Source organism: Haloactinopolyspora sp. (assembly GCF_027324685.1).
In the GTDB taxonomy this organism is placed as follows: domain Bacteria; phylum Actinomycetota; class Actinomycetes; order Jiangellales; family Jiangellaceae; genus Haloactinopolyspora.
In genome coordinates, this window is record NZ_DAHVSH010000040.1 from 1 (window position 1) to 15475 (window position 15475).

Genomic DNA, 15475 nt, shown 5'->3' on the forward strand with positions numbered 1-15475 from the left:
CGCGGAAATCCGTCCACTCGTCGAGGAACACCAACAGCGGCTCGAAGTCGGATCGCCTGGCTTGCCCGGACACCACGAGCCGGTAGCGCTGCTCCATGATGTCGCGGACCTTCGTGACCATCGCGGCTATCTCAGGCACGATGGTCGCGACGCACGCCGACGCTGACCATCGACCTGGGTTCGCCTGCCACGCTCCACCGCGCGGTGCTCTATAGCGGCGTATCCGGTTCGGATGCGTTGCGCGTCGAAGCCCTCGAGGTCGAGGGGCTAGTCGACGGCACGTGGACCTTGCTCGGCGAAGTGTCCGGCAACGCCGCGAGCCCGGTGAGTGTGCCGCTCGCCGGAGCCGATGGTGTCGACACCGTTCGGCTGCGCTTCACGACTCCCAGTCCGACCGACGAACTCGCCCGCGTCTTCGAGATCGAGGTCTACGGAACCCGCTGACCCCGACACCGACGAAAGCAGCCTGCCCAGCGACGATCGGACCATCGGTGCCTTCTGCGCAGATCCGCCCCTACAACGACGCCGACGCCCAGAGCTGGCTGCGGTGCCGGTTGCTGAGCTTCTTTTCCACCCAGTACTACGACAACGTCGTCACCGAGCGGCCCCACCTCGACGAGCCGTCAATCCGGCTCGTGAGCGTCATCGGCGACGACGTCGTCGGGATCCTCGATGTCAGCATCAATGACGACGCCGCCACGATCGAAACAGTCGCTGTCCTGCCTGAGCATGCCCGCACAGGCACAGCCACGCGGCTGCTGCACGCCGCGCTCCCGGAGCTCCGCCGACGCGACGCGCAAACTCTGGACGCGTGGACCAGGGAAGACCCGGCGGCGAACGCCTGGTACCAAGCGAACGGTTTCGACGAACGATTCAGCTACCTGCATGTCTATAAAGAATGGGCCGAGGACGACACCGCATTCGCGGCTCCCGAAGGGCTCAGGCCAGTTCGAGTGTTCGCTCATGCGCCGATCGAGCTAGAGGGACAGATGCGCGCCCGGTTCCGCCGGGTATACGTGTGTCGGCAATACGTCCTTGACCTCAACAGCCTCAGCATCTAGCACTGCAGATCACGCCACAGCGTAGCCAGAACGGATGACGGAGACGCCGAACCGCCGCGACATTGGTGGTGGCCTAGGGCGTGTCTCGTAACTTTCGGGTGATCGTCGTCTGAGACTTGGGGTGTGTCGCGTACTCAAGTTCTCTCGGACGTTGCGTGGGCTCGGATCGAGCCGTTGATGCCGAAGGCGTCGCCGAAGGGTGGGCGGCCCTTCAGTGATCACCGGCCGATCGTGGAGGGCATCATCTGGCGCTTCCGGACCGGCTCGCCATGGAGGGATGTGCCAGCTGAGTTCGGTCCCTGGCAGACGGTGTGGCGTCGTCACAGCGAGTTGAGCAAGGACGGCACCTGGGACAGGATCCATGCCGAACTGCTCGCCGACGCGGACGCTGCGGGCGAGTTGGTGTGGGATGTGAGCGTGGACTCCACGGTGAACCGTGCGCATCAGCACGCGACGAACCTCCCTCGCGACACAGGGGGCTGAATCGAATTACAGGAATCCACGCGAAGAGCCGCCCGATCATGCGATCGGCCGGTCACGGGGCGGATTGTCGACGAAGATCCATCACCTCGTCGATGGCAAGGGCGGTCCGCTGGTCGTGCTCGTCGGCCCCGGGCAGGCCGGTGACGCACCGATGTTCCCGATCCTGATGAGCCACCTCCGCGTCGCCCGCCGCGGGCCCGGCAGACCCCGCACCAGACCCGACCGCGTCCGCGGCGACAAGGCCTACTCGTCTCGCGCTATCCGGCAGCACCTGCGCGATCGCGACATCGTCTCGGTCATCCCCGAGCCCTCCGACCAGCAAGGGCACCGCAAGCGACGCGGCTCCCGCGGCGGCCGACCCGTGACCTACGACCGCCACGACTACAAGGGCCGCAACGTCGTCGAACGCGGTTTCAACGAAGACAAGCAATGGCGGGGCCTGGCCACCCGCTACGACAAACTCGCCCGCAACTACCGCGGCGGAGCAGTCCTGAGAGCCATCACCATCTGGCTCAAACGGTTATGAGACACGCCCTAGCTGTCTTCCACGATTCCCCGCGGGCGTTCTGGATCGCGATCCGGCGTGCCTCGCCGGCGTCGTCCAGCCACACCGCTGCGGCCAGCTCGCGCAGTCGACGGAATGGCCCTGCCGGCATTTCTATCCCCATAGGGAGCAACTCGTCCGCCGCTGCGAGCATGGCCCCCCGCGATCAGGAGGCGTTGACCTGAAGTTCGGTTCGGGTATTAGCGTCAGGGCCGACTCAGCGCAGCCGGATCGGAGACCTCCATGCCAGCCACCTACCGCGTCGACAAGTTCACCGTGCCCGACGGCGTTCGAGACGAGTTCTGGATGCACATTCGTCGGACTCATTCGATACTTCGGAAGCAGCACGGTTTCGTCGACGACGTGCTGCTCGAACAGCATTCAGGCACCGGGCATTTCGCTATCGTCACGATCGTCCAATGGTCTTCCGCCGCAGATCTCGCTGCCGCGAAGGTCCCCGTCGAGCAGGCACATCGCGAGGCCGCGTTCGTACCGGCCGAGTTCATCGAGCGTCACGGCATCGTTGCCGACATGGGGAACTACGAGGCTGTCCAGCCTGCGGCCTGACGCCGCGCGAGGAATTCCCTCGCACCGCGCAGCCGAGCGCGTAGGACCCGTCGCGTCGCCGTGCAGTCCAATCGCACGTCGAGCGGCCTGGGCGGGCCGGCGTCCGGGCGACGGCCCGCCGGCAGCGCAGCGGCATCGACACCGTCGCGCCGGGCGACCAGCACTCCGAGCTCGTACCGGCTGACGGCATCGGCTCCGGCTACGTGGTGAACGCCGCGGCGGTCCGAGCCACCGAGTTCCAACAAGGCAGCCGCCAGGTCGGTGACATGCACAGGGCAGCGGACCTCGTCAGTGAACAGCACACCCTCCCGTCGGCCGGCGGCCAGCGCGTGGATGAAGGTTTCGTGGGCCGACCCGCCATCTCCGATGATCAGCGACGTGCGCGCGAGCACGGCCTGCGGGCACACCGCCCGGATCGCGGTCTCCGCGGCGGCCTTCGCCGCGCCGTAGGGCGTGATCGGGTCGGGGACACACGTCTCGTCGTAGTGGATGGCAGCACCGGAGAACACTGCGTCGCTGGAGACGTGGACGAGGCGCGCTCCGATCGCGGCGGTCGCCAGCGCCACGTGGGCGGCACCGTCGGCTGTGATCTCCCAGTCCGGTTGACGGTAGGCGGCATTGATCACGACATCGGGCCGGACGGCGTCGACCACGGCGACGACGTCCGTGCTGCGGCGAACATCGAGCAGCATCCAGTCCGCGCCGTCGGTGTCCGGCGGTCGCGACAGGAAACTCGCCGCGACGTCGTGGCCGGCTGCCGCAGACTGCCGCACGAGTTCCCGGCCCAGGAACCCACTGCCGCCGACGACGAGGACCTTCACGGTCGGCAACGGTAGTGCCTGGCCGTTGCCCGTTCTGCCAGAATCCGCCCGTGACCGTACCGTGCCGGAGCTCGCGGAAAGCTGATCAAAGGGTTGACACAGTGGTCAACAGTTGCTCACCGTGGCACCCCCATCGGACGCCTCACCACGACGGACCCGCAGTGAACTCCGAAGCCGCACCTGAGCTTGCGGATGGTGGACTGGGCGATTCGCCACTTCGACGCCGACGCGGTGACGCACTGGCTGGAAGTCGCGCGAACCCGCATGGCCTGATGTCCGCGGTTCACGCTTCCCAGACCGGCACCGACGGCAAGCCGCGTTCGGCCCGCGCGGCGTCGACCAACTCCTGGATCAGGTCGGTCTTCGCGCGCGTGTAGGTGTCCGGGTCGTCGACGTCGTCCGCCAGCGTCTTCTTCAGCGCCCCGTACCGCTCAGCCGCGTCCGGATGCGCCAGCAGATAGTCGCGCAGGATCCGCTCGTTCCGGGTGTTCCACGTGTCGGTGGTGACGACGTGCAGGTGGTGCGTCCGGGGCTCGGTGACGGGACGACGGTAGAACAGGCGGTCGGACATCCCGGTCTCGAACCGCTCGAAGCCCAGGGCCGCCACGGCGGCCTCGCGGGAGGCGACCTGCTCCAGGCTGGTCACGGCCGCCATGATGTCGATGATCGGCTTGGCGGCCAGGCCCGGTACCGACGTGCTCCCGATGTGCTCGATAGCCAGGAACACGCCGGGCAAGGCAGCGTCGACCTCTGCACACACCGATGCCGCGAGCTCTGGCCAGGACGGGTCGTATTCGCGCACTTCGATTGTCACGCGCGGGCACGTTACCGGCCGCTTTCCGACGTTCACAAGGCAAAATAGGCGTCATGGCCGACGTCAGGTACGGCTCGCTCGCCGCGCCGGGCAGCGTCAACGAGGACTACCTCGTGGCCGGGCCCACGTGGGCTTTCGTACTCGACGGCGCGACCGCGCCGGCCGGAGTCGACAGCGGTTGCCGCCACGACGTCCGCTGGCTCGTGGAGCATCTTGCCGCCCACCTCGCCGTCCCACTGACGCTGGGCACTTCGGCTCCGCTGACCGACGTGCTCGCCGATGCCATCGCGGCGACCCGCGGCGATCACGAGGCCACCTGCGACCTCGACAATCCCGACAGTCCGTCGTCGACGGTGGCGATCCTGCGGAGGCGAGGCAACGCCGTCGATCACCTGGTGTTGGCCGACTCGGCGGTCGTGCTGGACATCGGCGGTGACGTCCGATGCGTCACCGACGATCGGCTGGACCACCTGCCCAGCTACACCCCAGACGTCGTTGCGGCCCACCGCAATCGTCCAGGCGGCTTCTGGGTCGCCTCCACCTCGCTCGACGCGCCGTACGAAGCGATCACCGGCTCTTCGCCCGCATCCGACGTTCGGCGTGCCGCGGTGGTGACGGACGGCGTGATGCGTTACGTCGAGTTGCTCGGGCTGGGCGATTGGGCCGACTTGCTCGACGACCTGGGGTTCGAGGGGCCGTACGGCGTCATCGCCCGGATCCGCGCCGCCGAGGAGGCCCGCTTCGGGACCGACCCACGCGGACCGACCGGCAAGCGGATCAAGAAGCACGATGACGCCACGGCCGCATACGTGCTCATGGAGCACACCTGACCTGGCCCGGGTTCGGCCGATTTCGCTGGTCGTGAAGATCGTCGTGTGCGGAGGTGCCGGTTTCCAGCCGGTCGTGAAGATCGTCGTGCGCGGAGGTGCCGGTTTCCAGCCGGTCGTGAAGATCGTCGTGGGAACAAACGCGCACTATAGCGGCAACTTTCGGCACGACGATCTTCACGACCTCACCAGAGCGCCGGCGCGCGACCATCCGCGGGACCGCTGGCGGCGCGCACCATCCCGGAACCGCCGTGCGGCGCGCACCATCCACGGGCCCGCTGGCGCGGTGGTCGTGAAGATCGTCGTGTGCGGAGGTGCCGGTTTTCAGGGGGTCGTGAAGATCGTCGTGTGCCGCAGAGCCGATTTCCCCGGTCGTGAAGATCGTCGTGGGAACAAACGCGCACTATAGCGGCGATTTCCGGCACGACGATCTTCACGACCACCACGCCGGCTGAGGTCGCTGGTGCGACCGCCGCGGCGCCGGAGCCGGACACTGGCGGCGCTGTCAGGAAAAACCGTTTACTTCGCTATCTGCGCAGGTCAGGCCACAGGTCGCCAACGGTCGAAGCAACGCAAGGGTTGACAGATCCGCCCACGCTAGTAAAAGGTTTTTCCCGACCAACTCAGACACCCCAGCCGACCACCACAGCCCAGCTCCGACCGCAGCCCGACCCCAACCCAGCCAAGCCCCGACCACAGCCCGGACGAAGCCCGACCACCCATCCGACCCAGCCCAACGCCACACCCCTCCGCACCCTCGACCGTGGAGTTGCAGATGACCGTTGACCTTCGCGTCCTGTGCTGGGATCACCCCAGGTGTACGGGACCGATGGCCGCCGTCGCTTCGGCCTACACCGCGGTGCGCCCGGATGTGACCGTGCACTGGGGTACTCGTCCGCTGGCGATGTTCAACGACCAGCCGGTGTGGGAGGCCGACGACGGGTACGACCTGATTTTCCTGGACCACCCGATGACCGGCGCGATCGCGCAACGGCGCGCGCTGGTGCCGATCGACACCGTCCTGCCGGCGAGCGTGCTGCAGCGCATCGCGGACGAGAGCATGGGCGCCGGCCACGCCAGCTACCGCTGGGCCGGTCATCAGTGGGCGCTGGGTGTGGACACCACGTCACAGGTGGCCTGTCACCATCAGACCCGCCTCGGCGCACTCGGGGCGCAGGTCCCCCGCACCTGGGACGACGTGCTGGCACTGGCGTCGTCAGCCCCCGGGTCGGTGGCGTTGCCGCTGTATCCCAGCGACGCCATGTGCAGCCTGATCTCGCTGTCGGCCAACGCCGCCCTCGCGGCCGGAAGCCCTCCGGACTGGCTGCACCGCGACGGCGTCGAGATGCTGGTCGAGCTGGTCCGGCTGGTCGATGCGAGCTGCTTCGACCTGAATCCGCCCCGGCTGCTGGAGCACATGCGCCAGGACGGGCGCATCGCGTACGTGCCGTACGTGTTCGGTTACGCCGATCTGGCCCGGCCGCCGTTGGCGTTCACCGACGTGCCCGGACTCGACGGCGTCCCGCGCGGTGCCGTGCTCGGCGGCGCCGGGCTGGGTGTCTTCCCGTCCAGCTCGGCCGTGGACGACGCCGCCGCCTTCGCCGCGTGGTGCATGTCCACGGACGTGCAGCGCGACGTGCTGGTACCCGCCGGCGGCCAACCGGGTAACCGGCTCGCCTGGGAGGCACCTGGCCAAGACTCCGCGACGCGGCACTACCTGATGGCCACCCGCGCCAGCGTCGAACACGCCTACGTCCGCCCTCGCGACCCTTGGTGGCCGGAGTTCCAGCGCGAGGCCGGCCAGCAATTGGTGCGCATGCTCCGGGGAGGACCCGAGCACAGTGCCGCAGCCATCGAAGCCGAGCTGCGTGAGCTCGCCGAACGTCATCGCAGCCAAACGCCGTCCGCTGCGCAGGTGCGGTCATGAACGACACGTCGCCAGCCATCGGCACGCCTTGGGTCGACGACGTATCCGCGCTGGTCGCCGACGTGGCACCGGGAACGCGGCTGGGCGTGAGCGGTTTTCACTTCACCCGGGCCCCAGTGGCGGCGCTGCTCCAACTCGCCGAAACCGGCGCCGGGCAGCTGCACTACATCGCCTGGGGCGGCGGGTTGCCGCTGGAGATTCTGCTCGACCGCGGCCTGGTCGCCCGGGCGAGTCTGTGCTTCTCCAGCCTCGACGTCCTCGGCCCGGCGCCGAGGTTCCGCCGCGCCGTCGAATCCGGTGAGCTCGAGCTGGACGAATGGACCGCGCTCGGCATGATCAACGGCTTCCGAGCCGCCGGTGAGAACCTGGCCTTCGAGATTCTGCAGGAGCCGGCCGGTTCGTCGCTCACCACCGGCTTCAGCCGCCCGGTCCCCGATCCGTTCGCCGACGGCATGACGACGCCCACGGTGGCCGTACCCCCGCTGCCGCTGGACGTGCTGCTCCTGCACGCCCAGCGCGCCGACGACGACGGCAACGTCGAGATCGCCGGTGCGCGGGGGCTGGACATGTCGGCCGTGTTCGCAGCCAGGCGCGTGCTGGTCACCGTCGAAGAGCGCGTCCCCCGCGGCCGGCTCGGAGCGCCCCGGTCGTTCGTCCTGCCCCGCACGTTCGTGCACCGGATCGCCCACGCGCCGTTCGGGGCTTATCCGACGTCGTGCCTGCCGCATTACCCGGCCGACCATCGTGCGCTGCGCCGCTTCGTCGACGCCGGGACGCAGGCCCTGCCGCCCGACGCGCTGCACGCATCGGACCAGCAGCGCCGCGTCCTCTCCCGGCGCGCGAGCCGGCCGGCCGCAGCGGTGTGCGACGCATTGCGCGAGCAGCGCCACCGCGAGGACGACGAGCCGTACTCGGTCGACGAACTCATGGTCGCCGTGCTGGCCCGCACGGTCGGACCGTCGAGCATCTGCTCGGTCGGCTCGGCCAGCCCGCTACCGACAGCGGCTTACCTGCTGGCCAAGCACCTATGGGCGCCGGAGTTGCTGCTCATGTCGCACAACGGCGGCTTGGTCGACCCGCAGGTACGGCCGTTGTCACTGGCGGCCAACGAACAGCTCGACCACGAGCTCGCCGCCGCACACACCGGCGGGGACGAGACCTACCACTGGTATTACCAGCGCGGCCTGGTGACCCATGAGGTGGTCGGGTCCGCCCAGGTCGACGGTCGCGGTGCCACCAACAACCTCTGGGTGCAGGCACGCGACGGACGCAAGATCCGGCTGCCCGGTCAGGGCGGAATGGCCGACGTCGCGAACCTGCACGCCAACTTCATGATCTACCTGCCGCGGCAGAGCACCCGTAACACCCCCGCCCAGGTCGCGACGGTGAGTGCTCGACGCGCCTGGCACGACCCGAAGCTGCGCCGCGCCTACGGGCTGCAGCCCGGCCGCACGCTCGTATTGAGCGACCTCGCCCTGTTCGAGTACGACGCGGACGCCGATGCCCTCGTACTGCGCAGCCTGCATCCGGGCGTCGAACTGCCGGAGCTGCGCGAGAACACCGGGTTCGACATCAGGGGTGCTGAGTCAGCCGGCGTCACCGACCCACCCACGCCGACGGAGTTGCACGCGCTGCGAACGGTGGTGGACCCGCTCGGGATTCGCCGACTCGACCTGGTCGGCGCGGCCGACCGCCAGCGCCTCATCGACCAGATCCTCCAGATCGAGGAGGACGTCCTCGACCGGCTCACCTCGAGCTGACAAGCAGCAGACCAGGGAGACGACCAACATGCAAGGCGACGACAACACTGCGGCGACCGGGCCGTTGTCGCACGTCCGGGTGCTCGACTTCACCCAGCTCCTGCAAGGGCCGCTGGCGACGCAGATCCTCGGTGACCTCGGCGCCGACGTGATCAAGGTGGAGAAGCCCGGCGGTGAATGGATGCGTTCGTGGGGCATCCTCGCCAGCACCACCGACGGCGAGATGGACAGCTTCCTGGGCTTCAACCGGAACAAGCGCAGCATCGCCGTCGATCTCAAGGACCCCGCAATCGTGCGGCGCCTTCTGGAGCTGGGCGCCGACGTCGACGTCGTGGTCGAGAACTTCCGCCCCGGCGTCATGGACCGCCTCGGGCTCGGCTACGACGACTTCGCCCGGGTGAATCCGGGCATCGTGTACGCCAGCTCCAGCGGTTACGGCCAGTCCGGGCCGTATCGCGATCGTCCCGGCCAGGATCTGCTTGTCCAAGCGCTGTCCGGCGCGCTGCATCTGACCGGTCGCCGCGACGACCCGCCGACGCCGTGCGGGATCGGTATCAGCGACGAGTACACCGGGCTGCACCTGGTCGTCGCCGTGCTCGCGGCGCTGAGCCATCGCCAGGCCACTGGCGAGGGACAGCGGGTGGAGGTCGACCTGTTCTCCTGCACCGTCGCCGCGCAGCAGCAGGAACTGACCGTCTGGCTGAATCATGGCAAACCGATGCCCCGCCCCGAGGAGAACATCGGTCACATCGGCGCGACCGGGCCGTTCGGCACGTACGCCACGCAGGACGGCCACATCGCCCTGGCGATGATGCCCTGTCCTCGGCTCGGCGAGATCCTCGGCGTTGACTGGCTGGCCGAGTTCGACACGAACGAGAAGATGTTCGCCGAACGCGACACCATCCACCGGCGGCTGGCCGCGCATTTCGCGACCGGGACCACCGCCCAGTGGCTACGGCTGCTCGACCAGCACGACGTGTGGTGCGCGCCGGTTCAGGACTATGCCGCTCTCGAACACGACCCGCAGGTGGAGCACGCCGGACTGGTGTGGACGGTCCCGATCGGCGAGGACGATGCCACCTTCCGCACCGTCGGGTCACCGCTGACGTTCAGCCGCACCCCGACGTCGTTGCGCTACGGCGTACCCCGCGCCGGCCAGCACACCGAGCAGATTCTCGCCCCGACCCGAGAGGAGTGAGTCATGAGCAGATTCGCCACCAAGGTCGCCGTGGTCACCGGCGCCGGAGCCGGCATCGGCCGGGCCGTGGCCCAGCAGCTGGCCGCCGAGGGCGCGCACGTGGCCGTCCTCGACCGGGACGAACCAGGCGCTGCGCAGACAGCGGAATCCGTCCGCGCCGCCGGCGGAACGGCTCGGCCCTTCGTCGTGGACGTGACCTCGCCGACGCAGGTCGCCGAGGCCATGAACCAGGTGTCGAACGAGTTCGGCGGCATCGACATCGTCGTCAACAACGCCGGCGTGGTGCGCTACGGCTCGGTGCCGGAGTTCTCGATCGAGGACTGGAACCTGGTCATCGGCACGAATCTGACCGGCTGCTTCCTGACGGCCAAGTACGCGATTCCGGCCTTGCGCCGGCGCGGCGGCGGGGCCATCGTCAACACGGCCTCGGCGCAGGCGTTCGCCAGCCAGCCTGACGTCGCGGCGTACTCGGCCTCGAAGGGCGCCGTGGTCGCCATGACACGCACGCTGGCGATCGATCACGCCGCGGACAACATCAGGGTCAACTGCATCTGCCCTGGATCGGTCGAAACGCCGATGCTGCGCTACGGCGCGGAGTACTTCGACGACGGCGATCCCGCCGTGACGATGCAGCAGTGGGGCCGCCAGCACCCCATCGGGCGGCTCATCCAGCCCGAAGACGTCGCCCGCCTGGTGACCTTCCTGGTCAGCGACGACGCCGCCGTCATCACCGGGGCGCCGTACTTCGTCGACGGCGGGCTCCTGGCCCGGCTCGGCGTCTAGAACCGCGAGGAGCCTTCAACGAAAGGTCGGCAAACGATGTGGAGAACACGAAGGGTCACAGCGGGCCTGGCCATCGCCGCGGTCGGGGCGATGACGGTGGCCGGATGCGCACAGGACAGCAGCGCCGGTGGCGACGGACTGAGCATCGGCTACGTCGTCAACTTCGGCTCCCACGAGTGGTACCAGAACGTGATCAAGGGTGCGGAGGAGACCGCCGAGGCCGAAGGCCTCGACTTCGAGTGGGCTGACGCGAACGTGGATCTGTCCAAGCAGATCACCCAGGCCGAGAACATGCTCACCCAGGGTGTCGACGTGCTGATGATGTCGCCGGTGGACCCCGACGGCCTGTCGAGCGTGATGACCCAGGCGATGGAGAAGGACGTCCCGGTGATCACCGAGTCCAATCCGGTCCCCGACAACGCCACCACCGTCGGTATCGCCAACCTCGACGCCGCCCGCCAACTCGGCGCCTGGACCGGCGACTACATCACCGAGGAGCTGGGCGGACCGGCGAAGATCCTGATCGTCGGGTTGCCGACCCAGGTCGACACTCGCGACCGGGTCGAAGGATTCAAGCAGGGCCTGGAGGACAGCGGCGCGGACTACGAGATCGTGCAAGAAGTCAACGGTGGCGGGTTGAAGGACGTCGCCCTGGACGTGTCCGCTGACGCGATCACCGCCCACCCGGAGATCAACATGATCTTCGGCATCAACGACGACTCCGCGCTGGGCGGGACCCAGGCCTATCAGCAGGCCGGGCTCGACATGAACCAGCTCACCACCATCGGCTTCGGCGTCGAGGGGCGGGCCGGCAAGTCCGCGTTGACCGGTGACGGCCCGTACCAGGCGGGTTTGGCAATGTTCCCCGAGTACGTCGGCCGTGCCTTGGTCGAGCAAGCGCAGGCGGCCGCGTCCGGCGAGGACGTCGACCAGCGCACGGTCACCCCGGCGACTGTCGTGACCGCCGACAACCTCGGCGACTACTACACCAAGAACGGCGAGGACTGGGAGATCGACTTCGACGCCGTCGCCGCCTTGCTGGACGAGGAGCAGCAGTGAGGACCGGGCGCATGGCCGGAGCGAGGGCATGAACGACCGCCCGGTGCTCGAACTGCGCGACGTGTCGAAGAGCTTCCCGGGGGCCCTCGCCCTGGAGAACGTCGATTTCGACGTGCGTGCCGGCGAGGTCCACGCCCTGCTGGGCGAGAACGGTGCGGGCAAGTCGACCCTGATCAAGATCATGGCCGGCGTGCACACCCAGGACGAGGGTGAGTACGTGGTGGACGGCCGCGCGGTGCCGGTGACGAGCCCGCGCGATGCTCGTGACCTGGGGGTCAGCGTCGTGTTCCAGGAACTGAGCCAGGTGGCGAGCCTGTCGGTGGCCGAGAACGTGTTCTTCGGCCGCCTGCCCAGCCGGGGCGCGGGTGTGGTCGACCAGGCCCGGCTGCATCGCGAGGCCCGGGAGTACCTGCACGCGGTGGGGTTGACCGTCGACCCGGCCACCCGGCTGGGCTTCCTCAGCGTGGCGCAGCGCCAGCTCGTCGAGATCGCCCGGGCGCTGTCGCAGGACGCCAAAGTCATCGCCATGGACGAGCCGACGTCGGCGCTGAGCCACACCGAGATCGAGACGCTGTTCCACCTCGTGGAGCAGCTGAGCGCGCGCGGCGTCGCCGTCGTGTACGTCTCACACAAGCTCGACGAGCTGTTCCGCGTCTCCGACCGGATCACCGTGCTGCGCGACGGGCGCAAGGTCGCCGAACGCGACACCGAGCGCACCGACGCCGACGAGCTCATCCGCCTGATGGTCGGCCGCGAGCTCGACAGCCTCTTCCCCCGCACGCCCGCGTCTCCAGCGCACCCCGGAGCGCCGCTGCTGGAGGTCGAGGGGCTCACGTCGGCCATGGTCCGCGATGTCACGTTCTCGGTTCACGCCGGCGAGGTCGTGGGGTTCTCCGGGCTGATGGGCGCCGGTCGCACCGAGCTGGCCCGCGCGCTGTTCGGCCTGGACGCCACCACCGCGGGCACGGTACGCGTCGGCGGGCGCACTGTGCCACGGCACTCGTCGGTGCAGGCCACCCGCCTGGGCATCGGCTACGTCCCGGAGGATCGCAAGGCCGACGGGCTGGTGCTGGTGTCGACGGTGCGAGCGAACATGACGCTGGCCATCCTGCGCCGGCTCGCGCACATCGGGTCGCGCGTGAACCGTTCGGCCGAACGCTCCATCGCCCGCGACACCGTCGAGCGGCTGCGGATCAAGGCCGGCTCGATCGAACAACAGGTGGCCGCACTGTCCGGCGGCAACCAACAGAAGGTCATGCTGGCGCGCTGGCTGGTGAAAGAGGACTTGAAGGTCCTGATCCTCGACGAGCCGACCCGCGGCATCGACGTGAACTCCAAGAGCGAGATCTACCGCCTCGTCGCGGCCATCGCCGAACAGGGCGTGGCCGTGCTCGTCATGTCGTCGGAGCTGCCGGAGCTGCTGTCGATGTGCGACCGGATTCACGTCATGCGCGACGGTCGGATCGTCGACGGTTACCGCCACGACGAGGCGACCCAAGAGAAGTTGATGAGCTCCGCGCTGGGAGGCAGGTAGATGTCCACTCGAACGCTCGGCGCCGTGCGGGCCGTCACCCGGTACGAGCAGGTTCCGCTGCTGGCGGCGTTGCTGGTCATCTGTCTCTACCTGACCATCGCCACCGGCGGGTTGTTCTTCACCCCGGACAATCTCACCAACGTCCTGCGGGCCTCGTCGATCGAGCTCGTCGCAGCGCTGGGCATCACCGTGGCGCTGGTGGCCGGGCAGGTGGACCTGTCGATCGGATCGTTGCTCGCCATCGTCGGTGTCACCACGGTGACCGCGTACAACTCGACCGGCAGCGTGCTCGTCGCGTTGCTGGCCGGACTCGGCATCGGCACCCTGGTCGGGCTGGTCAACGGGATGCTCGTGACCAAGCTCGGGATCAACTCGATCATCACGACGCTGGGCATGATGGCCGTGCTCAGAGGTATCGGCTATCTGACGACGGACGCGCGGGCGGTACAGACCGACGGCGACGCGCTGAAGCAGATCGGGGTCGGCTACCTCGGCCCCATCCCGGTCCCGGTGGTCATCGCCGTCGTCGTCATGGTCTTGGTGTACTTGCTGCTCAACCACACGGTGTTCGGGCGTTACCTGTACGCGGCCGGCGGCAACCCGGAAGCGGCTCGCTCAGCCGGGTTGCCGGTCGACAAGATCTACATCGGCGCCTTCGTCATCGTGGCGTTCGCGGCCGCCATCAGCGGCCTCATCACCGTCGGGCGGTTGGACTCCTTCCAACCCACGATCGGTGTCGGGTTCGAGCTGAACGTCATCGCCGCGGTGATCCTCGGCGGGACCCGGCTCAACGGCGGCGAGGGTACGGTGTCGGGGACGGTGCTCGGCGTGCTGATCCTCGGTGCGCTGAACAACGGGCTCGTCCTGCTCGACGTCAACTCGTTCTGGCAGGACGTCGTACGCGGTACCGTGATCATCCTGGCGGTCGCGATCGACGAAGCCCGGCGCAGGCGGCGCAATGCCCGGTTCCGGCGCGAAGCGCCTGCCGAGGAGGAACCGTCGCCCGCCGGTGTCGCCGGCCCGGGCGGAACCGGCGGGTCGGCATCGGCCACGGCAAGGGGGGTCTGACATGGACGGCGCGGACGGCGTATGAGGGTCAGCATCACCGACGTCGCCCGCGCCGCCGGCGTCACGCCGGCCGTGGTGTCGCGGGTGTTGAACGGCGACCCGACTCTGCAGGTGCGTGAGCAGACGCGGGACCGAGTGCTCACCGCCGCCCGCGACCTCGACTACGCCCCCAGCCATGCCGCCCGCGCACTGCGCAGCAGCAGGTCGAACACGCTCGGCCTGGCGGTGCACGACATGGCCAACCCGCTGTACGGCGAGATCATCATGGGCGCTCAGCGCGCGGCGACCGATGCCGGCTACGTACTGCTGCTCGCCGACATCGACGGACTGGCCCGCGGTGACGTGACGTTCCGGCGAGCAGTCCAGGGCGGGGCGATGGACGGGTTGCTGCTGCAGCGTGCTGGCACCGCGGCCGACCGCAAGATCGTCAAGACCGCGAGCTCGCGCATCCCGACCGTCCTGCTCAACGATCGTTCGTCCGCGCTGGCCGCCGCGGCGCTGGACGACGTGGGCGGCTCCAGGCTCGCCACCCGGCACCTGCTGGAGCTCGGCCATCGTCGCATCGGACATCTGCGCCTCGGCGGCACGAGTCGATCCGGAGCCCGCGCCCGCGGCTGGCGGGAGACGCTCACGCAGGCCGGCGAGGAACCTCGGTGGCTGGCCGACGGCGGGCACACCATCGAGACCGGCCGGCAGGGCATGCACGAGCTGCTGGCCGGTCCCGAACGGCCCACCGCTGTCGTGGCCGGCAATGTCCTGGCCGCCGTCGGCGCGTTGACGGCGGCCAGGGAGAGCGGGCTGGCGGTGCCCGACGATCTGTCCCTGATCGCCTTTCACGACATCCCGTACGCCGCCCACCTCACCCCGCCGTTGACGACCGTGGCGATGCCCCTGCACGAGCTGGGCGCGGCCGCGGTGACCTTACTGCTCGAGCGGCTCGACGGCGGGAAGGAACGCCAGGTCGTCGTGCGTGAGCCACCGCCGCGGCTCGTGGAACGCGGCTCGACCGCGCCCCCGGGCTGACCCCGG

16 protein-coding genes are annotated in these 15475 nt (G+C 68.8%); 14 read left to right on the forward strand and 2 right to left on the reverse strand.

All coding sequences use genetic code 11. The features are described from left to right. Positions 1-204 precede the first annotated feature (204 nt). From M6444_RS05410 to M6444_RS05425, 4 genes are all read left to right on the forward strand, one after another. On the forward strand, positions 205-444 hold the full coding sequence (locus tag M6444_RS05410) for a hypothetical protein (RefSeq protein WP_298323880.1): 240 nt from the start codon (positions 205-207) through the stop codon (positions 442-444). A 110-nt stretch (positions 445-554) separates the two neighbouring features. Further along, on the forward strand, positions 555-1061 hold the full coding sequence (locus M6444_RS05415) for a GNAT family N-acetyltransferase (RefSeq protein ID WP_298323882.1): 507 nt from the start codon (positions 555-557) through the stop codon (positions 1059-1061). Between the two features lie 123 nt (positions 1062-1184). Continuing rightward, positions 1185-2070 (forward strand): IS5 family transposase gene (locus tag M6444_RS05420; RefSeq protein WP_157518419.1). Its coding sequence is split into 2 segments (ribosomal slippage): positions 1185-1535 and positions 1537-2070, totalling 885 coding nucleotides; the frame shifts between segments, so codons are not numbered across the junction. Positions 2071-2331: 261 nt separating this feature from the next. Beyond that, on the forward strand, positions 2332-2655 hold the full coding sequence (locus M6444_RS05425) for a hypothetical protein (protein ID WP_298323884.1): 324 nt from the start codon (positions 2332-2334) through the stop codon (positions 2653-2655). Here M6444_RS05425 and M6444_RS05430 read toward each other — a convergent pair. Continuing rightward, complete coding sequence (locus M6444_RS05430; protein ID WP_363326250.1) at positions 2628-3485, reverse strand: sugar nucleotide-binding protein; 858 nt, start codon at positions 3483-3485, stop codon at positions 2628-2630. The genes M6444_RS05425 and M6444_RS05430 overlap by 28 nt on opposite strands. Positions 3486-3759: 274 nt before the next feature. After that, complete coding sequence (locus tag M6444_RS05435) at positions 3760-4290, reverse strand: GrpB family protein (protein WP_298323887.1); 531 nt, start codon at positions 4288-4290, stop codon at positions 3760-3762. Between the two features lie 53 nt (positions 4291-4343). Here M6444_RS05435 and M6444_RS05440 point away from each other — a divergent pair, with 53 nt between their 5' ends. From M6444_RS05440 to M6444_RS05485, 10 genes are all read left to right on the forward strand, one after another. Then, a complete protein-coding gene (locus M6444_RS05440) occupies positions 4344-5120 on the forward strand; it encodes a protein phosphatase 2C domain-containing protein (protein WP_298323889.1) in 777 nt (258 codons plus the stop codon). Positions 5121-5151: 31 nt separating this feature from the next. Continuing rightward, a complete protein-coding gene (locus M6444_RS05445; RefSeq protein ID WP_298323891.1) occupies positions 5152-5526 on the forward strand; it encodes a hypothetical protein in 375 nt (124 codons plus the stop codon). Positions 5527-5946: 420 nt separating this feature from the next. Beyond that, the gene (locus tag M6444_RS05450; RefSeq protein ID WP_298323892.1) at positions 5947-7044 is read left to right on the forward strand and encodes an extracellular solute-binding protein; all 1098 of its coding nucleotides are present in this window, start codon (positions 5947-5949) and stop codon (positions 7042-7044) included. Continuing rightward, positions 7041-8804, forward strand: coding sequence for a CoA-transferase (locus M6444_RS05455; RefSeq protein ID WP_298323893.1), 1764 nt, complete (start codon positions 7041-7043; stop codon positions 8802-8804). The genes M6444_RS05450 and M6444_RS05455 overlap by 4 nt, the downstream gene beginning before the upstream one ends. Before the next feature lie 28 nt (positions 8805-8832). Then, positions 8833-10002: a CoA transferase gene (locus M6444_RS05460; RefSeq protein ID WP_298323894.1), complete on the forward strand. Its 1170-nt coding sequence runs from the start codon at positions 8833-8835 to the stop codon at positions 10000-10002. Positions 10003-10005: 3 nt separating this feature from the next. Further along, entirely contained in the window at positions 10006-10785 is a 780-nt protein-coding gene (locus M6444_RS05465) for an SDR family NAD(P)-dependent oxidoreductase (RefSeq protein ID WP_298323895.1), read from the forward strand. 36 nt (positions 10786-10821) lie between these two features. Further along, positions 10822-11844, forward strand: coding sequence for a sugar ABC transporter substrate-binding protein (locus tag M6444_RS05470; protein WP_298323896.1), 1023 nt, complete (start codon positions 10822-10824; stop codon positions 11842-11844). A 28-nt stretch (positions 11845-11872) separates the two neighbouring features. Next, positions 11873-13378, forward strand: a complete 1506-nt coding sequence (locus M6444_RS05475) for a sugar ABC transporter ATP-binding protein (RefSeq protein WP_298323897.1) — start codon at positions 11873-11875, stop codon at positions 13376-13378. Continuing rightward, positions 13379-14446: an ABC transporter permease gene (locus M6444_RS05480; RefSeq protein WP_298323898.1), complete on the forward strand. Its 1068-nt coding sequence runs from the start codon at positions 13379-13381 to the stop codon at positions 14444-14446. It begins immediately after the preceding gene. Positions 14447-14467: 21 nt separating this feature from the next. Then, the gene (locus tag M6444_RS05485) at positions 14468-15469 is read left to right on the forward strand and encodes a LacI family DNA-binding transcriptional regulator (protein WP_298323900.1); all 1002 of its coding nucleotides are present in this window, start codon (positions 14468-14470) and stop codon (positions 15467-15469) included. Positions 15470-15475 lie beyond the last annotated feature (6 nt).

Coding starts and splice junctions, on each gene's coding strand:
- M6444_RS05465 (WP_298323895.1), top strand. CDS start 10,006: ATGAGCAGATTCGCCACCAAGGTCGCCGTGGTCACCGGCGCCGGAGCC.
- M6444_RS05480 (WP_298323898.1), top strand. CDS start 13,379: ATGTCCACTCGAACGCTCGGCGCCGTGCGGGCCGTCACCCGGTACGAG.
- M6444_RS05485 (WP_298323900.1), top strand. CDS start 14,468: ATGAGGGTCAGCATCACCGACGTCGCCCGCGCCGCCGGCGTCACGCCG.
- M6444_RS05425 (WP_298323884.1), top strand. CDS start 2,332: ATGCCAGCCACCTACCGCGTCGACAAGTTCACCGTGCCCGACGGCGTT.
- M6444_RS05470 (WP_298323896.1), top strand. CDS start 10,822: ATGTGGAGAACACGAAGGGTCACAGCGGGCCTGGCCATCGCCGCGGTC.
- M6444_RS05460 (WP_298323894.1), top strand. CDS start 8,833: ATGCAAGGCGACGACAACACTGCGGCGACCGGGCCGTTGTCGCACGTC.
- M6444_RS05440 (WP_298323889.1), top strand. CDS start 4,344: ATGGCCGACGTCAGGTACGGCTCGCTCGCCGCGCCGGGCAGCGTCAAC.
- M6444_RS05475 (WP_298323897.1), top strand. CDS start 11,873: ATGAACGACCGCCCGGTGCTCGAACTGCGCGACGTGTCGAAGAGCTTC.
- M6444_RS05450 (WP_298323892.1), top strand. CDS start 5,947: ATGGCCGCCGTCGCTTCGGCCTACACCGCGGTGCGCCCGGATGTGACC.
- M6444_RS05455 (WP_298323893.1), top strand. CDS start 7,041: ATGAACGACACGTCGCCAGCCATCGGCACGCCTTGGGTCGACGACGTA.